Origin of the sequence: Terrirhizobium terrae, from assembly GCF_030323265.1 — a bacterium.
GTDB lineage: Bacteria > Pseudomonadota > Alphaproteobacteria > Rhizobiales > Rhizobiaceae > Neorhizobium.
Window position 1 is genome coordinate 61,700 of sequence record NZ_CP104990.1, and the last position, 25,850, is coordinate 87,549.

Genomic DNA, 25,850 nt, shown 5'->3' on the forward strand with positions numbered 1-25,850 from the left:
ATCAGGCGTCCGCCGGGGCGGCCTGGGAAATGACGGCGCAGAAATCGTTGACGGTGGCGACCCAGCCGAAGAACTTTTCGACATTGTAGACGGTCGCCTGCTGGATGAATTCCGGGCCCAGGTGATGGGTGGCGTCTTCCAGCATCACGCCGAAATATTCGAGATGGAAGGCATCGCGCAGCGAGCTCTCGACGCAGACATTGGTGGCGATGCCGACGAAGACGAGGTTGCGGATGCCGCGGGCTCTGAGCACGCTGTCCATATTGGTGTTGAAAAAGCCGGAATAGCGGGTCTTCGGCACCAGGATATCGCCCGGCTGCGGCTGCAACTCGTCGACGATCGCATAATCCCAGGTGCCCTTGGCGAGAAGCTTGCCCTGCATCTCCGGATTGGCGCGCATGTGCTTGAGCGCATTGGATTTATGCCAGTTGGGCGAGCCCGGGCCGCCGGCCTCGACATAGTCCTTGTCCCAGCCGTTCTGGAAATAGATGACCTGCACGCCATTGGCGCGGGCGGCATCCAGCGTCTTTTTGATATTGTCGATCGTGCCCTTGGCGCCGGAAATATCGAAGCCGGCGAGATCGACATAGCCGCCTTCGGTCGAATAGGCGTTCTGCATGTCGACGACGACGACGGCGGTTTCCGACGGCTTGATCGAGATCGGCTCGGGTCTTGCGGGAAGCGTGACGCTGTCGAGACGGCTTTCGGGAGCCCTGTATCCTGCAACCGCCACCATTATTCCGCAGCCTCCAGAGCCGGTTTCACGTGCTGGCGGCATTTCATCAGCGGCTGTACGCGCTGGCCGAATTTCTCGACGCCTTCGATGAAATCGTCGAAGGTCAGCATGACGCCACCGGTGCCGGGTACCTCGCTCATCTCGTCCAGCATGGCGGCGACTTCCGCATAGGAGCCGATCAGCGTGCCCATGTTGATGTTGACCGGCGACACGGCGCTCGACATATGACGGACATTGGTGTCGGAACCGGATTTGGTGTCGGCGGCGCTCTGCAGGCCGAGCCAGCTGATCGCCTCCTTGTCGGCGCCTTCCTTGTAATGCTCCCATTTCGCCCAGGCTTCCTCGGCGGTCTCCTCGGCAATGATCATGGTCAGCACGAAGGAGCGGACGTCGCGGCCGGTCTTCTCGTTTGCGGCAAGCAGACGGTCGTTGGTCGGCGCAAAGGCCTTCGGCGTGTTGATGCCGACGCCGAAGCAGAAGCTGTAATCGGCGAATTGCGAGGAAAACGCCATGCCGGCATTGGATGAACCGGCGCAGATCAGCTTGACGCCGCCTTCCGGGATCGGCTTCATCCGGCAATCGTCCATCTGGAAATACTGGCCCTTGAGGTCCGATTGGCCGGTGGTCAAAAGGTCCTTGAGCACGGTCGCGTATTCGGTGAGGTAGGCGTAGCGATCGGCGAAATAGTCGTCGCCGGGCCACATGCCCATCTGGCTGTATTCCGGGCGCTGCCAGCCGGTGACGAGATTGACGCCGAAGCGGCCGCCGGAAATGCTGTCGATCGTGGTCGCCATGCGGGCGACGATCGCCGGCGGCATGACGAGCGTGGCGGCCGTGCCGAAGAGCTTGATCTTCGATGTGACGGCGGCAAGCCCTGCCATCAGGGTGAAGGATTCCAGGTTATAGTCCCAGAACTCGGTCTTGCCGCCGAAGCCGCGCAGCTTGATCATCGAAAGCGCGAAGTCGAAGCCGTATTTCTCGGCCCTGATCGTCACTTCCTTGTTGAGCTCGAAGGACGGCTTGTATTGCGGGGAATTCTCCGACAGCAGCCACCCGTTGTTTCCGATGGGAATGAATACACCAACTTCCATGTCGACTCCTTCACCCTTTGGCCGCCGGCGATGCGCCGCGGACTTGCGTTTTGATAAGCAGGAACCGTGCCAGGTGAAGTTTTGACGGGATTTCAGAGGGATAGGCGATCCACCGGATTTGGCTGCAAGAACGGGAGTCGGAATTTTGACCATTTGATAAATATTTGCCCGATCCTTGTGCATTGCCTGGCAAAATGGGGTTGTCCATGGCGATCCTTTGGATTTGCCGCGCTTGAACTGCAGACAGACTCCGCCCTTGGCGATCTCTGGCATTTTTTGATCCTCGGGTTTAACCCGAGGACGGCCGGGGCGCTGAAAGCTGCCTCGTAAGTTTAAGTTTAAAGTGACACCTCTCAGCGCCCCGTTCGGCAGTTTTTATCCGTGAACTCCGGTTGCTCTGCGGTGAGCGGGACAGTGGGCACGGGGGCGTGTCTCATTCGCGAGTGTCATGCACGCCCTTTTACGGAACCCGACCCGGGCCATGACGACCTTGGGTCACGTCATCCACCTGCGCCACGGTTTCCGAACATCCGAGAATGTTCGCGAACGCCCCATGGCGCCATCCCGCCACCCTCTAATGCCTCACAGGCACGCCCGACGCGCCATAAGGGAAGTGATGCGGGATGTCGGTCCGACTTTCATCCCGCGCCTCCCGGTCGTCGGAGGGCAACCATTTTCTCACGGACCCCGATGAGGAAGGTTCACGTCGTCCCTTCATCACCAGTGCCGGCCCCGCCTCGCCGGAACGCCTTCCGGTGTATCCGCGACGGGACGGGGGGATTGTAGGCATGGTTCGAAAAGGCGTGGATGAAGTTTGTTGTAAAGGATTGATTTTGCTCAAACGGGGTGCCGGAACGTCCCCGGGGATGGCGACCCCTCACTTGGAATTTCTAGCACTTAGCCTGCGGCTAAGATGCTGAAATTCCATTCTCCCCCACCAAGGGGGAGATAGGGAGCGTGCGGCACCCGCGAGGCCTACCTCTCCCCTTGTGGGAGAGGTTACAAAATCAGCATCTTAGCGTCAGCTAAGTGCTAGATTTTGTTGGTGAGGGGACAATCACCGCGACACGCCTCTTTATCCATGCCGCTATGAGCGCCGAGGCTACGTCCGAAATTCACTCAGCCGCAAATATCCGCCCGGGGTTCAAAATACCTGCCGGGTCCAGCAAGCGCTTGAAGCCCTTCATCAGGATGATCTCTTCCGGCTTGCGGCTGCGCGACAGATAGGGGCGCTTCAACACGCCGATGCCGTGTTCGGCCGAGACGCTGCCCTCGAATCGGCCGACTGCCTCGTAGAGCGCCTCGGCGGCGGGATAGAGGTCTTCTCCGGCCTTCGACGGAAAGAGCGAGAGGTGGAGGTTGCTGTCGGCCATGTGGCCATAGGCGATGAAGATGCGGCCGGGTGCGCGGGCTTCGGTCTCGCGGCGCATATGGTCGATCGCCTCGTCCATTCTGGCGGTCGGCAGGCTGACATCGAGATGGATGAAGCCCGGCATGGCGGTGTCGAATTCGTAATTCGCTTCACGATAATCCCAGAAGCGCTGCCTGTCCTGCAGCGACTGGGCGATCAGGGCATCGGAAATCAGGCCCCGTTCCAGAAGCCCCGACAAGGCTTCAGCGAATTCGTCCTGCGCCGTCTCGTCATTCCCCAGCGCGGCTTCGATCAGGAGCGTGATTTCCGCCCGTTCGGCAAAGGGCTCGCGCGTCTTGCCCATGCTGGCGGTGACATCCATGTATTCCCGCCACATGCCCTCGAAAGTGACGAGCCGGCCGGGGAAAAGACGGTCCAGTTCACCTAGAACTGCGACCGCATCATCGGCGCTTGCGGCGGCGCAAAGCGCGCTCTGATAGGCTGGAAGGGCGGGTGACAGGGACAGCGACACGCGGGTGATGACGCCGAGCGTGCCCTCGCTGCCGATCATCAGTTGCGGCCAGTCATAGCCGGTATTGTTCTTCATCAGCTTGTTGAGGCCATCGAGCACCGTCCCGTCGGACAGCACGACTTCGAGGCCGAGGACATTGCGGCGCGTCACGCCATAGCGCAATGCCTGCACGCCCCCGGCATTGGTGGCGACAGTGCCGCCGATCGTGCAGGTGCCGCGGGCACCGAGATCGACGCCGTAATGCAGGCCGGCATCCTTGGCCGCTTCCTGCACCTTGTAGAGCGGCGTGCCGGCGCGGGCGATCATGGTGCGGCCGGCGACATCGATCTCTTCGATGCCCTGCAGACGTTCCAGCGAGACGGCTATCTCGCCCTCCTGCGGATGCGCGCCGCCGGCGAGGCCGGTCATGCCGCCCTGGACGACGACTTTCTGGCCGGCGCTTGAGCAGAGCGACAGGACGGCGGAGACTTCCGCGGTGGTGCCGGGCATGACGAGGGCTGCAGGACGGACGGGCGGCATTTCGGCCATGTCGGCCCAGTTTCGATGGGGTATGGCGTCGCCTTCCCGGACAAAATTCTCGCCGACTGCTTTCTTTAACGCTGCGATCAATTCCATGCCTGTCCCCGTTTTGCGTCTTGCCGATTTGGTTTTCGGCTTTTGTGACGCCTTTTCCTTAGAGCATTTCCGCTTTTCTTCGAACCGCGAAAAACGCTCTACCTCTTTGTTTCAACGCAATTCCGGACGCAAAACCGATTTCCACTTTTTGCTGGAATTGCTTCGAACAATCTGTCGCGGGGAAGCGATTCTGCAATGTCTGTTCGAAACCCGGATATCAGCTTTCGCGACGCTATCGCCGTCCGCTATGATGACGAACGCGAATCCCCGACCAGACGATGTTATGCGTTACGATCTTTCCGACTTGCCACTGAAAAGCCTGATGGGCCCGATCGCCCGGGCGACGGCGGCCGTGACACGGCTGGATGAACGCGTTTCGCGATCGCCCGTGGGGCCGGGATGGCGCGAGCGGTCGCATTTTCTCGATGCTGCCGCTTCGCTGTGGATCGACGGGGAGCTGGTTCATATCGAGGATCTGGTGCTGCACGATGCCTCGATGGGCATCCGCGCGCCGACGCATGAGCTGACGATAGCCCATGACGTGCTCAGAAGCCGCCGCCGCATTCTCGATCAAGCGCCGGGCTGGGCGATCAGTCCCGAGGGTTTGAAGCGACTGCGTGGGCGGGCGGGCGAGCCCGAGCCGGTGACTTCAAATGCCGAACCGGCGACCGAGAGCGAATTCGAGGAGACCGATCCGGACGAGGGTGCCGAGGGGGACCCATTGGCCGACTATCTGGCGGAGGTCGATGCGGCGCTGGCGAGGAGCGAGGCGGCCATATCGAATGCGCTGCGGCCGACGGAGGCAGCGCCGGCTCCGCGTCGCGAGCGCGATCCGCTGGTCTACGAGCCGGATTGGGACGAGGATGAGCGGCTGGAGGAATGGTCGCAGGTTCTGGGCGAAAGCATCGGATTTCCCGCCGTGCTTCGCGCCGCGCTGGTGATGGACGCGTGGAACGGCCTGCAGGTGCTGCAGCATGCGCCCTGGATGGGGCGGCTGCTTGCCGCATCGCTGCTGCGGGCGGAGGGGCTGGCGGGAGGCCATCTCGCAACATTGAGCCTTGGGTTGAAGATGATCCCCCGCGAGCGGCGTGCGAGCCGCAATCGCGATACCCGGCTTGTCGCACTGATCGAGGCGGTTGCCGAGGCAGGCGGGATCGGCCTCAAGGAACATGACCGGCTTCTCTTGGCACGCCAGCAGCTGAACCACCGGCTTGTCGGGCGGCGCCAGTCGTCGAAACTGCCGCAGCTGATCGATCTCGTCCTGTCGCGGCCGATGGTGTCTTCCGGCATGATCGCCGAAGCGCTTTCGGTTACGCCGCAGGGGGCGTTGAAGATCGCCTCCGAACTGAACCTTCGCGAACTGACGGGCCGAGGCCGGTTCCGTGCCTGGGGAATTGTCTGACCCGCCCGTCTCGTGTCATCCTGCCGTTGCGGATGCAGAGCTATCAAATGGTTGCAGCCGCCTTTGCGCATGACCAGACGTGTTGCCGTCGAAATATACAATATGCCTTGAATTCCTTTGCCTAGCTTCGTTCGCGACCGATGCGGAAGACCTTCCGTGTCTCCAGCATAGAACGGAGCCGCAGCATGAGCAGTGAGCATCACCTCGAGCTTTCCCGCAGGCAGGCATTGCTTGCGGGCGCCGCATTGTCAGTCGCGATGACCAGTCCGGTCTTCGCAGCCCAGACTTCATCATCGCACGCAGAAAAAGGGATCGACCATATGACCGAAGCATTCATCAAGACCAAGGATGGCGTCGACATCTTCTACAAGGACTGGGGCAAGGGGCAGCCGGTCGTCTTCCATCACGGCTGGCCGCTGTCCGCCGACGACTGGGATACGCAGATGCTGTTTTTCGTGCAGAAGGGCTACCGCGTCATCGCTCACGACCGCCGTGGCCACGGCCGCTCGTCGCAGGTCAGCGAAGGCCATGACATCGCCCATTACGCCGCCGATGCCGCCGCTCTGACCGAACATCTCGACCTGCGCGACGCCATCCATATCGGCCATTCCACCGGCGGCGGCGAGGCCCTGGCCTATGTAGCCCGTCACGGCAAGGGGCGCGTGGCCAAACTCGTTCTGATGAGTGCCATTCCGCCGCTGATGGTGAAGACCGAGAGCAATCCGGGCGGCCTGCCGATCGAAGTCTTCGATGGCTTGCGCGCTCAGCTTGCCGCCAATCGTGCGCAGTTCTATCTCGACCTTCCCTCCGGTCCCTTCTACGGCTTCAATCGGCCGAATGCGAAAGTCTATCCGGGCTCGATCCAGAACTGGTGGCGGCAGGGCATGATCGGCAGCGCCAAGGCCCATTACGAAGGCATCAAGGCGTTTTCCGAAACCGACCTGACCGAGGACCTGAAGAAGGTCGAGGTACCGACGCTGGTCATGCACGGCTCCGACGACCAGATCGTACCGATCGACGATTCCGCCCGCCTCTCCGTCAAGCTTCTCAAGCACGGCACGCTGAAGGTCTATGACGGCTTCCCGCACGGCATGTTGACGACCCATGCGGATGTCATCAACGCCGATCTGCTGGAATTCGCTCTGAGCTAATATCCGGACAGGCGGGACAGGCGCCGTTCTCGCGGCGGCGCCTGTCCCGTGCTCCCTTCCTCAGCGGACCTTGAGGAAGTCGTTGGTGAAGTACGGAGCGAAATCCGGCTTCTCGCGGAGGGCAGCGCCGCTCGCGTCCTTGAGGATTCCGGCATCGAAGAGATAGGCGCCGATCGCCTCCATCTTGGCCGGGTCGAAACTGCCGATCACGCCGTCGGCCCCTTTCAGATAATGGCCGTCGATCAGGGCCTGCATCGAGGCAAGTACGAATGCCCGATCGGTCAGGGCATCGCTGTTGGCGCCGATCAGGATGTCGGTTGCAGCATCCGGCTCACCGTTGGCGAATTCGTAGCCGCGCTGGGTTGCCAACAGGAAGGCGGATGCGGCTTTCGGGTCGGCGGCCAAGAACTTGCTGCTCGACCCGATCAGCGTCGTGTATTCGTCGGGCACGCCGTGATCCCCGTAGCGGAATGTCCGCTGCTTCACGCCATCGAGCTCGGCCTTGACGCCCTCCCAGGTGCGGACTTCGACGGTGAAATCGACGGCGCCGTTGGCGAGCGCCTGATAGGCCGAGGTGCCGAGCGTGACCGTCTCGAATTCGCCCTTGCCGCCATCGTGCCGGATCATCGATTTGAGCAGGGCGCTTTCCCATTCCGATCCGAAACCGCCATAGGTCTTGCCGTCGAGATCCTTCGGGCTCTGGATATCCCCACGGTCGGCGTTGAAGACCACTCGACCCGTTTCCGTCTGGACGATGGCATAGGTGGCGACGAGATCGGCACCGACCGCGCGTTGGGTGAAGAGGCTGATCGTGCCGAATATGCCGAAATTCGCTACGCCGCTGGCGACGAGGGTGGATGCGGAACTGTCGGTATAGGGCAGGATGTCGACGTCGAGGCCTGCTTCCTTGTAGAAACCTTTCTCGCGGGCGACGAAGAGGCCGATATGATTGGTGTTCGGCGTCCAGTCGAGGGCGACGGAGACTTTCGTGGCGGCATGGGCCCGCCCGGAAATTGCCGGCATGGCGAGGGTGGCGAGGCCGGCCATCGTGGCGCGGCGGGTCAGGTGGAACGGGTTCGTCGTCGGGGTCATCGGGTAACTTCTCCCTGAAGGTGCGGGCGTTGCTGATCGTCGTCCTGAGGTGAAAAGAGCGCATCGAGGATCGTGCCCTCGATGGCGGATGCACGGGCGCGGCTGGCGACATCGCGCAGGCGCGGGCGGGGCAGGGGCACGTCGATGACTTTGGCGAGCGTCGCGGGGCGCGGTGACAGCACGTAGATGCGGTCGGACAGCATGACGGCCTCGCGTACGTCATGGGTGACGAGGATCACCGTCCAGCGGTGTCTCAGCCACATCTCTTCGAGCCAGAGCTGCATGCGGTTGCGGGTCAGCGCGTCGAGCGCGCCGAAGGGTTCGTCGAGGAGCAGGATGGAACGGCCCTGGACGACGGTGCGCAGCAGGGCGACGCGCTGGCGCATGCCGCCGGAGAGGGCTGCCGGATAATGCTGTTCGAAACCGGCAAGTCCGAATTCCTCGAAGAGCGGCTCGACGCGCCGCCGCGCCGCCTTGCGCGACAGGCCCTGCACTTCGAGCCCGAGCGTAGCGTTGTCGAGGATCCGCCGCCACGGCATCAATGCGTCGCGCTGCGGCATATAGGCGAAGTGGCGGGGGCCGGCGTCGAGCATGTCGCCATCGAAGAGGATCCGCCCACGATCCGGATGAGCCGCGCCCGTCAATAGTTTGAATATGGTCGATTTTCCGGCGCCGGACGGGCCGACGATCGAGATGAACTGTGAGCGCCCGATCGTCAGCGACAGATCATCGAGGACGGGAAGGCCGTCATAGCTGAAGGAGACCCGGTCGAGCTGCAGCAGAGGGGATTTCATCGGCGGGCTCCCTCCGTCTCTATGATCCAGGGAGCGAGGATGCGCTGCAGGAGGAGCGTTGCGCCGAACAGCAAGAGCGTCAGCACCGAGCTGACCATGACGGCGGCAAGCACGAGATCGGCGCGAAAATTGTTCTTGGCGTTGAGGATGTAGATGCCGAGGCCTTTTGCCGACCCGGCATATTCCGCGAAGATCGCGCCGACCACGGCATAGGTGATGGCGATCCTGAGGCCGGCGAAGAAATAGGGCAGGGACGAGGAAGCCGGGCCAGCAGGAAGCGCCGCCAGCGCGAGGCGCCCATCGAGCCGAGCAGATCCTCAAGCTCCTTCTCAGTCGCCGCATAACCTTCGACGAGTGCGACCAGCATGGGGAAGAAGGTGACGAGGGCGACGAGCAGGATTTTCGGCAAAAGGCCGAAGCCGAACCAGAGGACGACGAGCGGCGCGATCGCCACCATGGGCAAGGTCTGGCTGATGATGAAGATCGGAAACAGCGCCTGCCGCAGGGTCGGGGAGAAGTCGACCGCGACCGACAGCACGAAGGCGGCGGCGAGCGACAGGGCGAAGCCGAAGAGGGTAGCGCGCAATGTTGGCAGCAGATTGTCCCAGAGACCCTGCCGGTTCGTCCAGGCCTGTGCGAAGACGTGCGACGGGGCGGGCAGGGTCGTCGAGGATATGCCGGACAAATCGCAATAGGCTTCCCATGCGAAAAACAGGCAGGCGACGGCGATCAGCGCGGGCAAGACGCGGATGAGGGAGGCACGAAACGGCGCGGTTCGCCGACGATAGGCGCGTGATGGCATCGAAATGTCCGTGTTTCGCGGTCAGATAGCGGTAGGGCTGTTGGCCGAAACGGTCAGGTCGATGGTCACATGGCCCTCAGGCGGCCCGAAGCGCACGAAGGCTTCGCCGATCGTGGCGAAAACCGGCGCGGCGTCACCGCGCAGCTTGGTGCAGAAGTTCTTCGCCTTGTCGAAGACGCCGGACGTCTTCAGGAAGTCGATGCAGCCATAGATCTCGTCCATGTGCTGGTCGATGCCGAGCGTATAGAGCGAGAATTGGGCCGCCGCGGGCTGGCCGGATGTGCCGGCCGAGGAGACCGCGGCAAGCGCCTTTGCCTTGCGCTCCTCGAGCGGCGCCAGCGGGCCGGTCATTTCCGGGACTGCGCAGATCGGATCATCGGGTTCGCCGGGGCATCCGCGGGAGATCGTCGCGTGCAGGACGCAATGCTTGCCGCTTTTTGCCGCCTCGACGAAGAGGTCGCGCATGGCGGCGAAGACGATGTCGGGCGTGCCGACGATCAGGGTCGAGATGTCGTCGGTCTCGATCCTTAGGCGATCGCGGTACGGATCGAACGCCTTCAAAGAGCCGAGAATAACGCCGACGAAATCGTCGGACATGGGGTATAGGGAAATTTGCGCGCCGGAAAACATCGCTTGAACCTCGCTCCGCTGGCATTATCCAGATCAGCTTGAGGGTCCACGGTCTTGGCAACCGCATCTCAGCCCCGGCAATACGGAGCACCCCTGTCGGCGCAAGTGATAGATCAACTGCGGGGTGAAGCGCAAGCGGGTTTGTTTCAGATGTCATCGAAAAGGCGGGATGGGCGATGAGGCCCCGTCTTAAATCCATTTTGAAACAGAATCTTATGGGCATTTCATCATGCGATACCTCATAGGGATCATGGTTTGGGGACACCCTCGGGCCGCAGTGCCTTCTTCAAGGCGGCGATGCGGAAGATGGCATTGGCCGCGCCATAACCCCGGTAGCCCTTGCGTTCGACGATCTCGAAGAAGAAGCCTTCGCCATAGGTGGTGCTGTAGAGCTGGAAATATTCGCCGTGCTCGTCGCGGTCATAGAGGATGTTGCCGGCTTTGAGCCGCTCGGTCAGGTTTGGATCTAGGCCGAAACGGGCTTCGACATCGCCGTAATAATTCGGTGAAATCGGCAGCGGCTTGAAACCGTTCTGCCGGAGTGCTTCCGCCGTCGCGAAGATGTCGTCCGTGCGGAAGGCAAGGTGCTGAACGCCGGAGCCGAATTTCTCTGCGATGAAATGGCCGGCAAGCGTGCGCCGGTTTTCGGCACCGTTAAGGGTGATGCGCAGCGCGCCGTCTGTGCTCTCCAGCACCTGGCTTCGGACCACGCCTGCGGGATCGATGATATCGACCATCGGCGTTTTCCCGACCTCGAAGATCGAGCCGTAGAAGAGCAGCCATGTCAGCATCTCGTCATAGCCGACGGTTTGGGCGATATGGTCAACCGTTTCGAGCCCTGCCGGTGTGGCCCCGGTGTCATCCGTGACCGGTTCGAAGTCTATTTCCGAAAAGCGGCCGAGATCGCTTCTGTCGTCGAGGAGGTAGATCAGCCCGCCGCCGACGCCGCGGATCGCGGGTATTGCAACTTCGCCTTCCGTGACTGGCTGTTCGAATGGCTCGGCCCCGAGCGCAATAGCTCGTGCATATGTCTCGCGCGCGTCATCGACAACAAGCGCAATGGCATAGGCGGAGACGCCGTGGACGGCGAAGGTGGCGTTGGCGAAACCCTTCTCATCCGTGTTGACGATGATGCGGATGTCGCCCTGGCCGAACAGGTCCACGCGCTTGCTGCGGTGCTTCGCGAGGCGGCGGAAGCCGAGGGTGTGAAGGATGCCCGTGAGGTCGGCGGCGTCTTTCGGATCGGCGGAAAATTCGACGAAGCCGACGCCTTTGACCTTTGCCCTGTCCGGCATGGAAGGCAGTTGCGACGCCGTTGATTGTGTGGCGCGGCGGACCTGATCGCCGAGATAGATGAGCGAGCGATGACCATCGGCGGCAATCGAACGGGTAGACCCGCCGCGGAACTGGTCGTTGAAGATTTCCAGCGAGTAATAGCCGTCATAACCGGTATCGGCGATTGCCGTCGTAAATTCGGTGACGGGCAGGTCGCCTTCGCCCGGCATGCTGCGGAAATGGCGGCTCCAGTAGAGGAGATCCATCTCGATCTGCGGCGCATCGGCCAGCTGAACGATGAAGATCTTGTCCTTCGGGATTGAGCGGATCGAGTTGACGTCGATCCTGCGTGACAGGGTGTGGAAGCTGTCGAGGATTAGCCCGATATTGGGATGGTCCGCCCGGCGGACGATCTCCCAGGCGTCGCGATGGTCGTGGATATGGCGGCCCCATGCGAGCGCTTCGTAACCGACCCTGAGGCCACGCTTCGCCGCCCGCTCGCCGAGTTCGTGGAAATCCGCCGCAGCCCGGTCGATGCCGCCGAGCGATACCGGGGAGACGTTGGAACAGACAAGGACGAGATCGGTGCCCAGTTCCTGCATGATATCGAACTTGCGCTCGGCACGATCGAATGTGCGGCTGCGATGCGGCTCCGGCATGCCCTCGAAATCGCGAAAGGGCTGGAAGAGCGTAATCTCCAGCCCGTGGTCGCGCACCATGCGGCCGACATCCGCCGGGCTGCCGTCGAAGGCTAGGAAATCGTTTTCGAAGATTTCGACGCCGTCGAAGCCCGCGCGGGCAATGGCATCGAGCTTGTCCGGCAATTCGCCGCTGATGGATACGGTCGCAATCGAAGTCTTCATGCGGGCTCCTTCACCGTTGCTAAGCCGTCGTCATCCTGTCGAAATGGCGGCGCATGCGCACCGCGTCGGGCTCACGGCCGGTCAGAAGCCGGAAGGCGCCAACGGCCTGGAATACGGCCATGCCGCCGCCATTCAGGGTTCGGCAACCGATGGCTCTCGCCTGCCGAAGAAGTTCGGTCTCCAGCGGAAAATAGACGATCTCGGCGACCCAGTGATGCGAGGCCAGCAATTCTGCCGGCAGGGGCAGGCCCGGGTAGTTTGCCATTCCTGTAGGGGTTGCGTGGATGAGGCCGGAGGCCTCGCGCATGGCGGACGCGAGGTCTTTTCCCGTGACGATCGTGGCGGCGGGGAAGAGGGCGGACATGGTGGCGGCCAATTGCCGAGAGCGCGCGTCATCCTGGTCGAAGACGGTGAGATGCCTGAGCCCGAGCGAGAGGATTGCGTAGGCCGTCGCGACACCGGCACCACCGGCGCCGATCTGCACGGCAGAAGCCATATCAACGCCGGAAAGACCGCCGCGAAAACTTTCGGCAAAACCCCACCAGTCGGTATTGTGGCCATATCGCCTGCCATCCTTGAAGACGACGGTGTTGACCGCGCCGATGGCGCGCGCCTCCGGCGACAACTCGTCGAGATGGGGGATGACGAGCTGCTTGCAGGGATGGGTGATGTTGAGGCCTGAAAAACCGCGTGCCTCGGCATCGTCCAGCAATTTTGGAAGCGCATCCGGGACAAGGCCGCGGGCGGCAAGGTCGATAAGCTCGTAAGTGTAGGAAAAGCCCTGCGCCCTGCCTTCCTCCATGTGCATTGCCGGTGTCAGCGATGCCTGGATGCCGGTGCCGATGAGGCCGGCCATCAGGGGCTTTACCAACGTATCGGCCATGGGGAATGCCTCGTGATTGACGGATGAGCCGGCCCCGTGAAGGGCCGGCGATTGCTTTTCACTTGCGGGCTGTCTCCAGCTCCTTGAAGAGAAGCGTGACGGTGTCCTGGCCGATATCGGGGGTGAACTTCTCGATCAGCGGCTTGACGGCATCGCGCAGCTTCTGGAGTTCTTCGGGAGAAAGCTCGGTGACCTGCATGCCGGTCGCCTTGATCTCCTCAAGCGCCTTCACTTCCGCCTCGCGGGAGGTCTTGCGCTGGAAATCGCGCGCCTCGACGGCGGCATCCTGCAGGACCTGCTGCTCCTCGCCGTTCAACTGGTCCCAGATCATCTTGCTGATCAGGACGATCTGCGGGTTGTACTGGTGCCGGGTTACGGTCAGGTATTTCTGAACTTCGAAGAATTTTGCATTGAGAATGTTGGCATAGGGATTTTCCTGCCCGTCTACCGCTCCGGTTTCCAGCGCTGGGTAAAGCTCGGGATAGGGCATGGGCACGGCATTGGCGCCGAGTGAGCTGAACAGCGCGATCGGGATCGGCGATTGCAGCGTGCGGATCTTCAGGCCCTTGATGTCTTCAAGCTTGGCGATCGGGCGGCGGTTATTGGTGACGTTGCGGAAGCCGAGCTCCCAATAGGCCAGCCCGACCAGTCCGACGGACGGCAGCTTGTCGGCGAGGCTCTTGCCGAACGGCCCGTCCATGACCTTGTCCGCTTCCTCGCCGCTGTCGAACAGGAAGGGCAGGTCGACGGCGCCGAAGGACTTGTTGAGGCTTGCCATGATGCCGGCATTCAGCACCAGCATTTCCACCGTGCCGCCCTGCAGCGAGGCGACCGTCTGTAGGTCGCCGCCAAGCGCACCGCCCGGGAAGAGGTTCACGACCATCTTGCCGCCGCTCTTCTCCTTGACGATCTCGGCGAATTTTTCCATGCCGGTGACCTGCGGATGGCCCTTGCTGTTGGCGGCCGCGAATTTCAGCGTGTGCTGCCGGATTTCGGCGAGCGCATTCCCGCTGCCGGCGAGCAGCGGAATGGATGCGGCGAGCGCCGCTATCATCAATCTCTTCAGCATCTTGTCCTCCTCCCAAAGGAACGGTGAGCGCAACGGCCAATGCTGTGTCCGTCGACCGCGTCTCGTCTGCCTGCCTTCTTGTCTCCCTGAGCCCGGAACCTCCATTCCGGGCCCGGAGCATTTCCGCCCCTCTTTGAAACGCGAAACTGCTCCTTCTATTCGTTTCTACGCAATTCCGGACGCAAAACCGGTTCCCACTTTTGCTGGAATTGCTTTGGCCCTCCTGACGTCCGCGAGCCCGGCGCATAAGCTGCGGGCTTCCGATCCTCCAATCGCTTCGGACGACAACCACAAAATGTACGAACTGGTGAGTATGTCAAGAAAATACGCGGATGCTGGACTTGAGGCGTCCGCTCCGGTCAGATGGGGGAGAGGCGGAGAAGGCGGAAGCGATTCCGCAGCAGAATGATAGAGGTTTCAGCATGTCGGCGAGGTCCGCAAACAGCAGGAAAAACGATCCCGAGCGGACCAAGGCCGATATTCTGGACGTCGCGACGGAGGAGTTCGCGGCCAACGGTCTGACCGGTGGTCGCGTCGATGCGATCGCCGAAAAGACCCGCACGTCGAAGCGGATGATCTACTATTATTTCGGCAGCAAGGAAGCGCTTTATCTGGCCGTGCTGGAGCGATCCTACCGGGCGATCCGCAGTCTGGAGGCCGATCTCAAGCTTACCGATCTGCCGGCGGACGAGGCGCTGCGCGTGCTGGTTTCGACGACTTTCGACCATGACGAGGCCCATCCGGATTTCATCCGGCTCGTCAGCGTCGAGAACATCAACAATGCCCTGCATATGCAACGCTCGGAAGAGATCCGCGATCTCAACGTTTCGATCATCAACACGCTGGACGACATTATTGCCCGCGGCGTGAAGGAAGGCGTCTTCAGGCGCCGGCCGGAGGCGCTCGACGTGCATATGCTGATCAGCGCCTTCTGTTTCTTCCGGGTCTCGAACCGACACACGTTCGGTACGATCTTCCGGCTCGATCTCTCCGAGCCGCAACTCATGTCGCGACATCGGCAGATGATTGCCGATGCGGTGCTGAGCTATCTCATGACGCCCGAGGAAAAACAGGCGGCGTCCGGCTAAAGCGTGTCGCGATCCCTCGGATCTCGCTCTCACGCTTTTAGCTCCTTGTTTTGTCGCATGTCTTTGTCCCGAAACCGGAGCCATTTTCGGGAGACATGCTTTAGAGGCTGCTGCCCTCACCATCCTCGCTCCCGTCGGCTTTCGCGGCCTCCTGTGAGCGTTTTCCGGCTCTCTTGTTGCGCTCCATCGTCATCCGGTACTGGTAGCGATCGGTGCGGTAGAGGATGCGGATGAACTCGACAGGCTTGCCGGTCGTATCGAAGACCGTGCGGGCGATGGCGAGAAGCGGCGTCCCGACCTGGACGCCGAGCGCCTGGGCAATCTTCGGGTCCGCCAGCGAGGCGCTGAAGGCCTGCTGGGCACTGCCGATCCTGATGCCGTTCTTTTCCAGAAGCCCCATCAGGGAGCCGGAATTCATGTCCTCCTCGGTGAAGTTGCGCCCGATATGGCCGGGCACGAAACTGACGAGGTAGGAGAAGGGCTCGCCATTGTAGCTGCGCACGCGCACGGCGCGCTGGACCAACTCCGTGGAGCCGACCTGCAGCTCCTGCTGGGCGTCGACGGGGGCAGAACGAAGCCGAATTCGAGCACCTGCGCCTTGGTGCGCACGCCCATGTCGAACAGGTTTTCCAGAAGGCCGTCGATATTGGCGGGCACGGTGGAGGCCAGTTCGCGGTTGACGATGCGCGTGCCGGCGCCGCGTCGCCTCTCGACCAGTCCCTGCTGCGCCAGATCGTTGATGGCGCGCGCGACTGTGATGCGCGAGACATCGAATTCCCGGGCGAGTTCCATCTCCGCCGGCAGCGTGCCTTTCTGCCCGTAATAGCCCTGCTCGATCCGCTCGCGCAGCACGAGATGCACCTGGTGATAGAGCGGGGTGGGGATATCTGCCGGCGAGCGAACGAGCGGCGTATTCGCGATGGGGCCGTCTGTCATATCAAAATCCTTCCCCTTTGACGCTGCGGGCAAAGCCGGCAGCAGGGATCACATCAACCGCAACAACACCTGGTGCGCCGCTGGCAAATCAGGGTTGAGGACACGAATAACATTTTCTTCCCTCAGGCCGTCCAGTGCTTCTTGGGGGATACCCTGTGCACAACGTCCTGCATGAATTGCGCGGTGTACCCGTCAGGTAGGCGACTGCGACAGTATACACGTTTCCGTGAAGGCTTGCCGATACGTCGATTGTCCACCCTAAGGGTTACAGCCGCGACCGATATCTTAAGCCTCAATCGCTCTTGGCAGCGGCGTGCCAGGGGTGAGGTAGCGGCGCATCATCACCACGAGGAAGTAGAGGATCAGGCCGAGCGCCGTCAGGATGAAGATGACGCCGAACATGGACTGGACGTCGAAGGCGTTGAGCGTCGACACCGCCATGTAGCCGAGGCCCTGGCTGCCGCCGAGATATTCGCCGACGATGGCGCCGATCGTGGCGAGCACGATGCCGACTTCCATGCCGGTCAGGATGAAGGGCAGGGCGCTCGGCAGTTCGACATCGCGAAACGTCTGCCAGCGGCTGGCATTGAGCGCCAGCATCACGTCGCGATGGCCGGTCTCGACCGATTTGATGCCGAGGATCGTATTGGTCATGATCGGGAAGAAGGAGATCACGGCGGCAAGCACGATCTTCGACGTCACGCCGAAGCCGAACCAGACGATGAAGAGCGGGATGAGCGCGACCTTGGGCATGACCTGCAGGCCGACGATCAGCGGATTGAGCGTCTGTTCGAGCCAGCGGATCTTGCCCAGGAGCCCGCCGAAGACGATGCCGATGATGACGGCGATGATGAAGCCTGCGACGATTTCGTAGAGCGTGATCAGCGTGTGCTGCCAGGTGCGCGGATCGCTCAGGAGCTTGACGATCGCCTTGCCGACCTCGAGAGGCGAGGGAAGGATGAAGGGCGAGACGGAGAAGATCGTCACATAGGCATGCCAGATGGCAATGAGGGCGATCAGGACCAGTGGCGTGGCGAACCAGGCGGCGTTGTTTTTGGACATTTAAGCCTCCTTTTCTGGCTCAGGCGAAAGAATCGAGGCGCTTGCGCAGCTCGAGTTCGTGGGCCTGGAATTCGGGCGTAGACTGGTCGTAGCTGCTGCGTGGCCGGGCGATCGAGATGTCGCGGATCGTGTCCATCTTGCCTGGACGCGGCGAGAGCAGAAGTACCCGGTCGGCGAGGAACACGGCTTCGCGGATCGAATGCGTGACGAGAACGACGGTGCAGCCGCTCTCCATCCAGATGCGTTGCAGTTCAAGGTTCATTTGTTCGCGGGTCATGGCGTCGAGCGCGCCGAAGGGCTCGTCCATCAGGAGGATCTGCGGTCTCGTGCTGAGCGCGCGGGCAATCGCGGCGCGCTGGCGCATGCCGCCGGAGAGTTCGCGCGGCCAGCGTTTCTCGAAACCCTTGATGCCGACCAGTTCGCAGAGTTCGGCGGCGCGGCGGCGGCGCTCTTCCTTACCGATGCCCCTGAGCTTGAGGGGAAGCGCGATATTGTCCTCGATCGTCATCCAGGGGAACATGTTGGCGTCCTGGAAGACGACGCCGAGTTCCTGCATGACCTTGTCGTTGCGGCGGTTGCCGGTCCATAGCGGCTGGCCGTTGATCTCGACCGTGCCTTCGGTGGATTTCAAGAGGCCGGCGATGATGCGCATCAGGGTCGTCTTGCCGCAGCCGGAGGGCCCAAGAAGAACGAGGAACTCGCCCTTGGCGATGTCGAGATTGACGCCGGTCAGCGCCAGGACCGTGCCCTTGTCCACGCCATAGCGCTGCTCGACCTTTGAGAGCCGGATGCCTGCGCCCTTGGCGCTTGTTGGGGCCGGATCGGCCAATGCTGCGTTGACTGTCATGCTCTTGTTCCATTCAACATGCTGCTCGCCTCCTTGATCGTGACGAGCTTTGCGAACCCGAAGGCCATGGCGGCAAGCGATGCCTCGTGCCTGGCCTCGTCGAAGTCGGCACAGGCATCCGTGACGACGAAGGTCTTGTAGTCGCGCTGGCCGAGGTCGCGGACGGTGCTCTCGACGCACATCGACGTCGTGACACCGGTGACGAACACGGTGCCGACATTCCGTTCGGCCAGAAGGGCCTCGAGCCCGGTGCCGACGAGAGCGGAATAGCGGGTCTTGTCGATGACGATGTCATCCCCGGCGGGATGCACGATCTCCGACAGGCACTCGTCGCCGCTGCCGCGCCTCAAAGCGCCGATCTTGGCGAGCCCGGGCCTGATGGAGGCGATCAGTTCGCCGCCATCCGAATAATCGGGCTCGAAGACCATGCGCGTCCAGATCACTGTTGCGCCACGCTCGCGGGCAAGTGCCGCCAGCCCGTTGCAACGCACCGCCGCCTCGCGCATCGTGTCGATCGGGCGACCCTGTTGCGCCATCGATCCCGTGGCATCGCAGAACGACACCTGCGGATCGATGACGATGAGGGCCGTGCCGGTTGCGCCGGACATCACGGGAACGCCAGCAGGCGCGCCGAGTCGTCGTAGAAATTCTGGTCGGCAAGCTCCGGAATGAGGTCGGCCTTGACCATGAGGCTGTAAGCGGAGGTCCATGCTTCCGCGTTCGACTTCAGCTTCTCGGTCTCGGCACGCTTCAGGTTCTTGGCGGCATACTGGAGGACGGCAAGTCCCTTATCGTCGCGGGCGGCTTCGGCAAGCTGGTACTTTTCGTTCATCGAAGCGAGGATAGGGGAGACGTCCGTTGCGCCGGCAATCGCGCTGACGGATTCGTAGATGGCGGCCAGGAACTTGGCGATCACATCCTTCTTCTCGGCGAGCTGCGCCTTGGAGGTCATGTAGACCTGGCCGGGGCAACGGGCGATCTCGTCGGTGGACCAGGCGAGGACCGGCTCGCTGGTCGACTGCAGCTGGAAGGCCGTGTCGTTGGTGGCGATGAAGGCGGAGATGCGGCCCTGCTTGATGAGCTGGAAGGCGGCGGGCGCGTTGCCGACGACTTCGCGCTTCACTTCGTCCTTCGGGATGTCACGGGCGGTCAGCATCATGTCCAGAAGGTTTTCGGTGGCGCCGGCCGCCGAGACGATGCCGATCGTCTTGCCTGCCATGTCTTCCGGCTTTGCGATCGGCGCATCCTTGGAGCTGATCACATAGAAGAGGTCGCGCTGGTAGATCTCGCCGACGGCGACGATGGAGGGATCGCGGGCATAGGCCTTGATCAGGTCGGTGCCGCCGGTGCGCGAGACGAGCGCGTTGCCGGCCGTCACCTGCTGGACGGCCATCGACGAGCCGCGTCCGCCCTCTACCGTGACGTCGAGACCGTGCTTCTTGAAGATGCCGGCGCTATCGGCATAAAGCGCTTCGGAGAAGCCGATAATGTAGCCGAAGGGGTGAGGTAGGTCATCTTGACCATGTCCTGCGCCCGGGCGAGGCCCGGCATGGCAGGAAGCGCGGCGCCGACGGCGAGTGCCTGGGCGCCGATGAGGAAATTGCGTCGGTTCAGTTCGAATGTGCTCATGTTACCCTCTTTTATTGTCGTTGGTCTTTATGCGCACCGGGCCGGTTCTATCCGCCCGAATAGTCATGCAGCAGCCGCGCCGTCCGGTCGGTCGTCCAGCCGCGCTGATAGGAAAAGCCTCCGGTCACCTCGATGGCGCCAAGCGCCGTCACTTCCTCGTCTTCGGCATCGAAGAATTCGACCTCTCCACGGCCCGAACGGATCTCGCCCATGGAGACATTGGTGAAGGGGAGCTCGAAAAGCTGTTCGACATCGGCAACGTCGGGCCCGGGGCTTGCGATATAACGATAGAGGAAGGTCGAGCCGCCGTGGCCGGGGAGGCTTTTGACAACCTCGCCGTCCTTGTCGAAGTCGATCGACATACGCAGGACAGGATGGCCATGGCGGGTTACGGTTCCACCCAGCCGTTGGCTGTTTCCGGCAAAAGCGGGGTTGGTTGCCTGAAAGCGGGTGCGATCGACGGAGGCGAGCCGTTTGCCCCAGCCGAAGATGGCGCCCATGCCGAGCGACCAGTCGCGATCGACCCAGACGAGGGCGCTATAGCGGCCGATGCGATCGCCGAACCGACAGTAAAAGCCGAGTACGCATTCATTGTAGGAGGATCGCGCCGGATCACGCCACATCTGCTCGGGATTGGCGGTGCTGACCTTGGCCATTTCGGCGATCATCACCCAGCCGTCGCCGGTATCGAGCGGTTCCAGGCCCGGCGGCAGGAACCGGGCGACGCGCGCCGGATCGGCGCGGAAATTAACGTGCAGCGCATCACAGCTGATGTGATGTGGAAGAGGCTCCACCAACGATGAACGACCGGACGCGGTGCGCGGCCACGACTGGCCTGCCCACGGCTTTTCAGCCTGCATATCACCCTCTGAAGTTCTTATTTGTTATATTGACATAACATTAACACAGGATGCTTGGCGCGCAACCGCGCCTTGCAGTTTTTTAGCTGGCAGAAGCCGGCAATCCAGCCGCCAGTTCCGCCTTCAGAACCTTGCCCGCACTGTTGCGCGGCAGGTCGTCGACGCGGAAGAATGCCTTCGGCAGCTTGTAGGGCGCCAGCCTCTCTGCGCACCACAGCTTGAGGTCAGTATCATCGACAGGTTCGGCCGGGACGATGAAGGCAGCAACCTCTTCGCCCAGCCTTTGCGACGCCCATCCCACCACGGCGGCCTCCGAAATGGAAGGGTGTTCGCGCAGGATCGTCTCGATCTCGCCCGGATAGATATTGACCCCGCCACGGATGATCATGTCCTTGGCGCGACCGCGCAGGATGACGTGTCCAGCCTCGTCGATTTCAGCCAGATCGCCGGGATAGAACCAGCCGTCGCGGAAGGTTTCCCGGTCGATGTCCTCGTCGCGGAAATAACCGGTTGCGACACCGGGTCCGCGGTAGCGGAAACGGCCTATCTCGCCTGCCGGGAGAGGCGTGTGATCGTTATCCACGACCTCCACCTCGACGCCGAAGACCGGGCGCCCGACAGCATTCGGCTGCAGGCGGCGCGTGTCGGGCGTCGCAAGCGAGATGCCGCCGCCTTCGGTCGAGGCATAATATTCGACGAAATTGACGCATAGCTTCGAGATGGCGAAGCGTTCTTCGCCGTCGAGTGGCGCGCCGCTGGATATCAGCAGCCGCAGCTTGCCGATCGGCGCTAGGCTGGCCTCTTCCTGGGTGAGCAGTTTTCTGAGCTGCGTCGGGACGAGGAAGGTGCTGGTGGCCGAGACGCGATCGAGTTCGGCGCAGAGGTCGGCCGCATCGAATGGCGGCGGGAAGAGGATGACGGTGCCGCCCGAAAATAGCACGGACATGGCGAATGTCCGTCCGCCGCCGAAATAGAGCGGGGTTGCCGAGACATAGCGGTCGGTGCTGTTGAGGCCGAGATTGATCCAGTGCGTCCAGAAGCGCCGCAGCATCTGCGTATGGGTAATGCGCGGCCCCTTGGGGCGCCCGGTCGTGCCGGACGACAGCGACAGGAGCAGGGGGATGTCATCGCCGGGCAGGATTGTAACGGCCGCATCTGCCGGGTCGGGCAGTGCGTCCCAGGCGAGCGTCTGCAGGTCTCCAACCGGATCGCTGTCCGGTTCAACCAGGATGAACTTCGTTTCGAAATGCGCGGCGACGCGCAGTTTCTCCGCCTCGGTCCAGCGCACGTCCATGGGCAGGATGACTGCGCCGATGCGGGCCAGCGCGTAGAGGAAGATGAGGTGCTCGGCGCTGTCCTTGAGGCAGAGGCCGATAATATCCTCCCGGCCCACGCCGGCGGCCTGCAGGCGCGCGGCGGCGGTTGCTATCGCTCCCGCCAGTTCGCGATAGGTCAGCCGGCGGTCGCCCTCGATGATCGCGATGTGATCGGGCCGTGCCTTGGCGTTGATCTCGATTGCTTCTGCGAGGTTCATTTCGCGTCGAGCCCGTAGATGCGGATCACGTTGTCGCGCAGGAACTTTTGCTTTGGCCCGGGACGAAGGTTCAGTTCGTCGATCTGGCGCATCGTCTCGCCGAAATCGAGAACCGGGAAATCGGTGCCGAAGATCACCTTATCCTGGCCGTAGGTGTTAATGTAGTGGATGAAGGACTGCGGCCAGTAGTGTGGCGCATGGGCATCCGAGCCGATGAAGACATTCTCGTGCTTCCAGGCCATGGCGATCATTTCCTCCGTCCACGGAATGCCGACATGGATGCCGATGAGCTTCAGTTCCGGGAAATCGCAGGCGACCGAATCGAGCGTGATCGGGCGGCCGGTGCTGCGGCGGGGAAAGCTCTTGTCGTAGACGAGCGACTGGCCGACCTGCAGCTGGATCGGCACGTCGAGTTCGACGCATTTGGCATAGAATGGATAGTAGCGGGCATGGTCGGGCGCGAGTTCGAACCAGTGCGGATAGGTATGCGCGCCGATGAAGCCGTATTCGCGCACCAGCATTTCCAGCTCGCGCACGCCGCGCATGCCTTCGGTCGGATCGACGCCGGCAAGGCCGAGAAAACGGTCGGGATATTTCTGTACCGCGTCGACCACCAGCTTGTAGGGGACGTGATAGCAGGCGCGGTGATCGGCGGGGCCGACCTTTGCGGCGATCAGCATGGAGCGCTCGATACCGGCCTCATCCATGCGCCGGATCATGTCTTCCAGAGAGACGCCTTCGAACGTGCCGCGGTCAACCTTGACCTTGCCCGTATAGAAATCATTGCGGTCCGGCCGGCCGGCAAGGGCCTCCTCGGTCCATATGTTGACGACTGCGTCGATCGCGCCCGTTCCCATGTCGAAGTTCCCATTTTTGTTTATTGATATAACAATATGCACACGCATGGCGGCAGCACAAGCGTATTAGTTCGGCTATTTGGAGCCTAATTCGCCCATAGAAATGCGATATCAGTCTGTCCAATATGTTATATCGATATAACATTTAATTCCGGGATTTCCTGGATGGTAGTTGTCACTCTCCTCAAATCGCCATCTTTGTCGATCATCTCGTGCTGACTATCGGCGCGGTCCATATGGGTGTTCGCTAATGTGTTTGATGTGTCACACTGATCCCTTGGCTGTCGTCTGTCGATCGGTTAAGTCGGGAACGAAATACAGTGTCAGCTATTTCTGAGAGCAGGCCACAGGGGCGAGAGGCAAGATCGGCATGATCCCGGCATATTTGGGCGGCAGGCCCGGCGTGGACGACGCGCCCATCCGTGTGCTTCTCGCGGAAGACGAATTCCTGCTGAGGATGGATGCCGCCGATAACTTGCGCAGGATCGGCTGGGAAGTGATCGAGGTCTCCTCCGCGGACGAGGCGATGGACCTGCTGCGCTACGGCGTCAAATTCGATCTGCTGCTGACGGATATCGACATGCCCGGCCAGGCAAACGGCCTCGATCTCGCACGTCATGTCCGTATCCATCATCGCGACATGAAGATCGCCATCATGACCGCCGATGTCCGTCAGGATCCAGACCAGCGTTTCTGCGACCTTTTCCTCAAAAAGCCGGTCTGGAACGTCGCGGACGTGCTCCGCACCTTGATGAAGGGAGAGCCGCATGCAGACGGAGACCGCTGAAACCGTTCTCGTGGTCAGCAGCGACGCGCTGCAGCGCTCGGCGGTGGCGAAATATCTGCGCGAATGCGGATACCGTGTGATCGAGGCAACGGGTCTCGAAGATGCCAAGCTCAGTGTCGAGCATCATCCAGTCGATGTCATCGTTTCGGACGTCGCCATGCGTGATGGCAGCGGGTTCGATCTGTCGACCTATGTCAAGCAGCAGGGCGGCGAGGCGCAGGTGGTGTTGACCCAATCCCTGACCAAGACCGCGGAGGTGGCCGGCGACCTCTGTGAGCAGGGGCCGCTGGAGCAGCCCTATCATCCGCAGCAATTGCTCGACGAGATCAGGCGGCTGCGAGCGATGCGTCACCAGCGCCGGTAGCCGATCTACCGCGCCCGATACCCGAGCCACGCGGAAAGTCAGAGATTGGCGACCATCGGCGCGGACCGCGCGAAATTCTGAAAAATTTCAGATGTAACGCAACGGTAAACTTTCAGAATATTAGGTTTGCCTTGGATGGTTCTGTTGCGTCAGACGCAACAGAGGGTGATTGCATGTCGCGCTACCACAGTCCGCCATCAGTCGGATCGATTGTGACGCATCATCGGAGCCTGAGGACACTCTGCCTCGTGGCAGCGGGCGGAGCCCTTGAGTTCTACGACTTCGTAATATTCATTTTCGTGGCCGACTTCATTGCAGTCCTGTTCTTTCCGCCGGATCTGCCTGCCTGGCTGGTCTTGATGCAGACATTCGGGATATTCGCGACGGGCTATCTTTTCCGTCCGCTCGGTGGGGTCGTCTTCGCACATTTCGGCGATATTTTCGGCCGCAGGAATGTCTTTCTTTTTCCATCCTTCTGATGGCGGGTTCGACACTCATCATGGCCTTTCTGCCGGACTATTCCGAGATCGGGATCGCAGCGCCGCTCATCCTGATGCTGCTTCGCATTCTTCAGGGGATTGCCATCGGCGGCGAAGTGCCGGGCGCCTGGATTTTTGCGTCCGAGCATGTGCCGCCGGAGCGCGTCGGCCTTGCCTGCGGGATCGTCGGCGCGGGCCTGGCATTCGGCGTATTCCTCGGGTCCGTCGTGACGGAAGCCATCTCCACCACGCTCTCGCCCGAGGACATGCTCACGTTCGGCTGGCGGCTGCCCTTTCTACTCGGAGGCCTGTTGGGCATCATAGCCGTCTATCTGCGGCGAATGCTGCAGGAAACTCCGGTCTTCATGACGTTGCAGGCACGGGGTTTGCTTATTCCCGAGCCGCCGTTGCGCACCGTGCTGAAGCATTACCGGGCAGGCGTGATCGTCTCCGCCCTGTCTACCTGGGTGCTTGCGGCCTGCGTGTTGACGCTGTCGCTTCTCATGCCGACCATCCTGCAGAAACTACATCACATCGGCCGCCTGGAGACATTGACGATAACCAGCATCAGTGCTGCTTTCAGAATGCTGGCGGTCATTCTCGCCGGCATTGCCATCGATTATATCGGCGCTTCCCGTTTCTTCGTTGTCGGAGGCGGGCTTCTGGCCGCCGGCGCTTTCGCGCTTGCGACGCTTGAGAGCACGGGAATGAACTACCTCTATATCGTGAGCGCGGTCATCGGTTTGTCCGGAGCCGTCGCCACCGCGGTCCCGGTCGTCATGATACGGGCGTTCCCGGCTCAGGTCAGGTTCACGGGCGTCTCGTTCTCCTACAATATTTCCTACGCCGTGTTCGGCGGGCTTACGCCCGTGTGCATGGCGTTGTTGTCGCGGGACAATGCGCTCGCGCATGTCTATTTTCTTCTCTGCATCAGTGCCGGTGCCGTCATGATCGGGATCTACCTGTGGATCACGCCGGCGGTCATGAAATATCGGCGCGGCAACGAAGACCGCATGGACAGTCACTTCGAGCAATGATGCAGACTTGAGTCCTGATCCGGCCGTACCGGCCGGTATCTCCGTCGTTTGCCGATTGCTGAAATTCGTCTCCGCGCTTAAAGC

At 61.7% G+C, this 25,850-nt stretch carries 25 protein-coding genes and 2 pseudogenes; 6 read left to right on the top strand and 21 right to left on the bottom strand.

Going from position 1 to position 25,850, the window contains the following annotated elements; translation table 11 throughout:
• Position 1: 1 nt before the first annotated feature.
• The 3 genes from rutB to N7E02_RS00315 form a co-directional block, all read right to left on the bottom strand.
• Positions 2–736 (bottom strand): pyrimidine utilization protein B, encoded by a 735-nt coding sequence (rutB, locus tag N7E02_RS00305; RefSeq protein WP_286578147.1) that lies wholly within the window; start codon positions 734–736, stop codon positions 2–4.
• Positions 736–1,827, bottom strand: a complete 1,092-nt coding sequence (rutA, locus tag N7E02_RS00310; RefSeq protein ID WP_286578148.1) for a pyrimidine utilization protein A — start codon at positions 1,825–1,827, stop codon at positions 736–738. Before rutA ends, rutB begins: the two co-directional genes overlap by 1 nt.
• A gap of 1,115 nt (positions 1,828–2,942) precedes the next feature.
• A complete protein-coding gene (locus N7E02_RS00315) occupies positions 2,943–4,325 on the bottom strand; it encodes an FAD-binding oxidoreductase (protein ID WP_286578149.1) in 1,383 nt (460 codons plus the stop codon).
• Between the two features lie 283 nt (positions 4,326–4,608).
• Between N7E02_RS00315 and N7E02_RS00320 the strand changes: the two genes are divergently transcribed.
• Entirely contained in the window at positions 4,609–5,727 is a 1,119-nt protein-coding gene (locus tag N7E02_RS00320) for an RHE_PE00001 family protein (protein WP_286578150.1), read from the top strand.
• A 320-nt stretch (positions 5,728–6,047) separates the two neighbouring features.
• Complete coding sequence (locus tag N7E02_RS00325) at positions 6,048–6,878, top strand: alpha/beta fold hydrolase (RefSeq protein WP_286578432.1); 831 nt, start codon at positions 6,048–6,050, stop codon at positions 6,876–6,878.
• A gap of 60 nt (positions 6,879–6,938) precedes the next feature.
• Here the strand turns inward: N7E02_RS00325 and N7E02_RS00330 are convergent, their stop codons facing one another.
• From N7E02_RS00330 to N7E02_RS00360, 7 genes and pseudogenes are all read right to left on the bottom strand, one after another.
• Positions 6,939–7,970 (bottom strand): ABC transporter substrate-binding protein, encoded by a 1,032-nt coding sequence (locus N7E02_RS00330; protein ID WP_286578151.1) that lies wholly within the window; start codon positions 7,968–7,970, stop codon positions 6,939–6,941.
• Positions 7,967–8,764: an ABC transporter ATP-binding protein gene (locus N7E02_RS00335; RefSeq protein WP_286578152.1), complete on the bottom strand. Its 798-nt coding sequence runs from the start codon at positions 8,762–8,764 to the stop codon at positions 7,967–7,969. The genes N7E02_RS00330 and N7E02_RS00335 overlap by 4 nt, the downstream gene beginning before the upstream one ends.
• A pseudogene (locus tag N7E02_RS00340) lies at positions 8,761–9,566 on the bottom strand (ABC transporter permease). The gene N7E02_RS00335 and the pseudogene N7E02_RS00340 overlap by 4 nt, the downstream one beginning before the upstream one ends.
• A gap of 21 nt (positions 9,567–9,587) precedes the next feature.
• Complete coding sequence (locus N7E02_RS00345) at positions 9,588–10,196, bottom strand: YkoF family thiamine/hydroxymethylpyrimidine-binding protein (RefSeq protein ID WP_286578153.1); 609 nt, start codon at positions 10,194–10,196, stop codon at positions 9,588–9,590.
• A 248-nt stretch (positions 10,197–10,444) separates the two neighbouring features.
• Complete coding sequence (locus tag N7E02_RS00350; protein WP_286578154.1) at positions 10,445–12,334, bottom strand: bifunctional sugar phosphate isomerase/epimerase/4-hydroxyphenylpyruvate dioxygenase family protein; 1,890 nt, start codon at positions 12,332–12,334, stop codon at positions 10,445–10,447.
• A gap of 19 nt (positions 12,335–12,353) precedes the next feature.
• Positions 12,354–13,217: a shikimate dehydrogenase gene (locus N7E02_RS00355; RefSeq protein ID WP_286578155.1), complete on the bottom strand. Its 864-nt coding sequence runs from the start codon at positions 13,215–13,217 to the stop codon at positions 12,354–12,356.
• A gap of 58 nt (positions 13,218–13,275) precedes the next feature.
• Complete coding sequence (locus N7E02_RS00360; protein ID WP_286578156.1) at positions 13,276–14,286, bottom strand: TRAP transporter substrate-binding protein; 1,011 nt, start codon at positions 14,284–14,286, stop codon at positions 13,276–13,278.
• A gap of 422 nt (positions 14,287–14,708) precedes the next feature.
• Here N7E02_RS00360 and N7E02_RS00365 point away from each other — a divergent pair, with 422 nt between their 5' ends.
• Complete coding sequence (locus tag N7E02_RS00365) at positions 14,709–15,374, top strand: TetR/AcrR family transcriptional regulator (RefSeq protein WP_286578157.1); 666 nt, start codon at positions 14,709–14,711, stop codon at positions 15,372–15,374.
• 100 nt (positions 15,375–15,474) lie between these two features.
• Here N7E02_RS00365 and N7E02_RS00370 read toward each other — a convergent pair whose 3' ends face one another.
• The 10 genes and pseudogenes from N7E02_RS00370 to N7E02_RS00415 form a co-directional block, all read right to left on the bottom strand.
• On the bottom strand, positions 15,475–16,149 hold the full coding sequence (locus N7E02_RS00370; RefSeq protein WP_353622771.1) for a GntR family transcriptional regulator: 675 nt from the start codon (positions 16,147–16,149) through the stop codon (positions 15,475–15,477).
• Positions 16,116–16,310: pseudogene (locus tag N7E02_RS00375) on the bottom strand (GntR family transcriptional regulator); the annotation flags it as partial. The pseudogene N7E02_RS00375 and the gene N7E02_RS00370, both read right to left, overlap by 34 nt.
• Positions 16,311–16,595: 285 nt before the next feature.
• Positions 16,596–17,372: an ABC transporter permease gene (locus tag N7E02_RS00380; RefSeq protein ID WP_286578158.1), complete on the bottom strand. Its 777-nt coding sequence runs from the start codon at positions 17,370–17,372 to the stop codon at positions 16,596–16,598.
• 19 nt (positions 17,373–17,391) lie between these two features.
• Complete coding sequence (locus N7E02_RS00385) at positions 17,392–18,219, bottom strand: ABC transporter ATP-binding protein (protein ID WP_286578159.1); 828 nt, start codon at positions 18,217–18,219, stop codon at positions 17,392–17,394.
• Positions 18,216–18,827: a cysteine hydrolase family protein gene (locus N7E02_RS00390; RefSeq protein ID WP_286578160.1), complete on the bottom strand. Its 612-nt coding sequence runs from the start codon at positions 18,825–18,827 to the stop codon at positions 18,216–18,218. The genes N7E02_RS00385 and N7E02_RS00390 overlap by 4 nt, the downstream gene beginning before the upstream one ends.
• Positions 18,827–19,708, bottom strand: coding sequence for an ABC transporter substrate-binding protein (locus N7E02_RS00395; protein ID WP_353622772.1), 882 nt, complete (start codon positions 19,706–19,708; stop codon positions 18,827–18,829). Before N7E02_RS00395 ends, N7E02_RS00390 begins: the two co-directional genes overlap by 1 nt.
• Positions 19,633–19,848 carry a twin-arginine translocation signal domain-containing protein gene (locus tag N7E02_RS00400; protein WP_286578161.1) on the bottom strand — a complete coding sequence of 72 codons (216 nt, stop codon included), beginning with the start codon at positions 19,846–19,848 and terminating at the stop codon, positions 19,633–19,635. The genes N7E02_RS00395 and N7E02_RS00400 overlap by 76 nt, the downstream gene beginning before the upstream one ends.
• A 47-nt stretch (positions 19,849–19,895) precedes the next feature.
• Positions 19,896–20,708 (bottom strand): acetoacetate decarboxylase family protein, encoded by an 813-nt coding sequence (locus N7E02_RS00405; RefSeq protein WP_286578162.1) that lies wholly within the window; start codon positions 20,706–20,708, stop codon positions 19,896–19,898.
• An 82-nt stretch (positions 20,709–20,790) separates the two neighbouring features.
• Positions 20,791–22,242: a class I adenylate-forming enzyme family protein gene (locus N7E02_RS00410; protein WP_286578163.1), complete on the bottom strand. Its 1,452-nt coding sequence runs from the start codon at positions 22,240–22,242 to the stop codon at positions 20,791–20,793.
• Positions 22,239–23,099, bottom strand: a complete 861-nt coding sequence (locus N7E02_RS00415; protein WP_286578164.1) for an amidohydrolase family protein — start codon at positions 23,097–23,099, stop codon at positions 22,239–22,241. The genes N7E02_RS00410 and N7E02_RS00415 overlap by 4 nt, the downstream gene beginning before the upstream one ends.
• Positions 23,100–23,469: 370 nt before the next feature.
• Between N7E02_RS00415 and N7E02_RS00420 the strand changes: the two genes are divergently transcribed.
• Both N7E02_RS00420 and N7E02_RS00425 read left to right on the top strand, forming a co-directional pair.
• A complete protein-coding gene (locus tag N7E02_RS00420) occupies positions 23,470–23,886 on the top strand; it encodes a response regulator (RefSeq protein WP_286578165.1) in 417 nt (138 codons plus the stop codon).
• The gene (locus N7E02_RS00425; protein WP_286578166.1) at positions 23,867–24,250 is read left to right on the top strand and encodes a response regulator; all 384 of its coding nucleotides are present in this window, start codon (positions 23,867–23,869) and stop codon (positions 24,248–24,250) included. The genes N7E02_RS00420 and N7E02_RS00425 overlap by 20 nt, the downstream gene beginning before the upstream one ends.
• A gap of 197 nt (positions 24,251–24,447) precedes the next feature.
• On the opposite strand, the gene N7E02_RS00430 is transcribed toward N7E02_RS00425, so the two are convergent.
• A complete protein-coding gene (locus tag N7E02_RS00430; RefSeq protein ID WP_286578167.1) occupies positions 24,448–24,744 on the bottom strand; it encodes a hypothetical protein in 297 nt (98 codons plus the stop codon).
• Between the two features lie 5 nt (positions 24,745–24,749).
• Here N7E02_RS00430 and N7E02_RS00435 point away from each other — a divergent pair, with 5 nt between their 5' ends.
• Positions 24,750–25,766 carry an MFS transporter gene (locus N7E02_RS00435; protein WP_286578168.1) on the top strand — a complete coding sequence of 339 codons (1,017 nt, stop codon included), beginning with the start codon at positions 24,750–24,752 and terminating at the stop codon, positions 25,764–25,766.
• Positions 25,767–25,850 lie beyond the last annotated feature (84 nt).

Bases quoted from the DNA above. Each gene is read 5' to 3' on its own strand.
- rutB (WP_286578147.1), bottom strand. From the start codon at position 736: ATGGTGGCGGTTGCAGGATACAGGGCTCCCGAAAGCCGTCTCGACAGC.
- rutA (WP_286578148.1), bottom strand. From the start codon at position 1,827: ATGGAAGTTGGTGTATTCATTCCCATCGGAAACAACGGGTGGCTGCTG.
- N7E02_RS00315 (WP_286578149.1), bottom strand. From the start codon at position 4,325: ATGGAATTGATCGCAGCGTTAAAGAAAGCAGTCGGCGAGAATTTTGTC.
- N7E02_RS00320 (WP_286578150.1), top strand. From the start codon at position 4,609: ATGCGTTACGATCTTTCCGACTTGCCACTGAAAAGCCTGATGGGCCCG.
- N7E02_RS00325 (WP_286578432.1), top strand. From the start codon at position 6,048: ATGACCGAAGCATTCATCAAGACCAAGGATGGCGTCGACATCTTCTAC.
- N7E02_RS00330 (WP_286578151.1), bottom strand. From the start codon at position 7,970: ATGACCCCGACGACGAACCCGTTCCACCTGACCCGCCGCGCCACGATG.
- N7E02_RS00335 (WP_286578152.1), bottom strand. From the start codon at position 8,764: ATGAAATCCCCTCTGCTGCAGCTCGACCGGGTCTCCTTCAGCTATGAC.
- N7E02_RS00345 (WP_286578153.1), bottom strand. From the start codon at position 10,196: ATGTTTTCCGGCGCGCAAATTTCCCTATACCCCATGTCCGACGATTTC.
- N7E02_RS00350 (WP_286578154.1), bottom strand. From the start codon at position 12,334: ATGAAGACTTCGATTGCGACCGTATCCATCAGCGGCGAATTGCCGGAC.
- N7E02_RS00355 (WP_286578155.1), bottom strand. From the start codon at position 13,217: ATGGCCGATACGTTGGTAAAGCCCCTGATGGCCGGCCTCATCGGCACC.
- N7E02_RS00360 (WP_286578156.1), bottom strand. From the start codon at position 14,286: ATGCTGAAGAGATTGATGATAGCGGCGCTCGCCGCATCCATTCCGCTG.
- N7E02_RS00365 (WP_286578157.1), top strand. From the start codon at position 14,709: ATGTCGGCGAGGTCCGCAAACAGCAGGAAAAACGATCCCGAGCGGACC.
- N7E02_RS00380 (WP_286578158.1), bottom strand. From the start codon at position 17,372: ATGTCCAAAAACAACGCCGCCTGGTTCGCCACGCCACTGGTCCTGATC.
- N7E02_RS00385 (WP_286578159.1), bottom strand. From the start codon at position 18,219: ATGACAGTCAACGCAGCATTGGCCGATCCGGCCCCAACAAGCGCCAAG.
- N7E02_RS00390 (WP_286578160.1), bottom strand. From the start codon at position 18,827: ATGTCCGGCGCAACCGGCACGGCCCTCATCGTCATCGATCCGCAGGTG.
- N7E02_RS00400 (WP_286578161.1), bottom strand. From the start codon at position 19,848: ATGAGCACATTCGAACTGAACCGACGCAATTTCCTCATCGGCGCCCAG.
- N7E02_RS00405 (WP_286578162.1), bottom strand. From the start codon at position 20,708: ATGCAGGCTGAAAAGCCGTGGGCAGGCCAGTCGTGGCCGCGCACCGCG.
- N7E02_RS00410 (WP_286578163.1), bottom strand. From the start codon at position 22,242: ATGAACCTCGCAGAAGCAATCGAGATCAACGCCAAGGCACGGCCCGAT.
- N7E02_RS00415 (WP_286578164.1), bottom strand. From the start codon at position 23,099: ATGGGAACGGGCGCGATCGACGCAGTCGTCAACATATGGACCGAGGAG.
- N7E02_RS00420 (WP_286578165.1), top strand. From the start codon at position 23,470: ATGATCCCGGCATATTTGGGCGGCAGGCCCGGCGTGGACGACGCGCCC.
- N7E02_RS00425 (WP_286578166.1), top strand. From the start codon at position 23,867: ATGCAGACGGAGACCGCTGAAACCGTTCTCGTGGTCAGCAGCGACGCG.
- N7E02_RS00435 (WP_286578168.1), top strand. From the start codon at position 24,750: ATGGCCTTTCTGCCGGACTATTCCGAGATCGGGATCGCAGCGCCGCTC.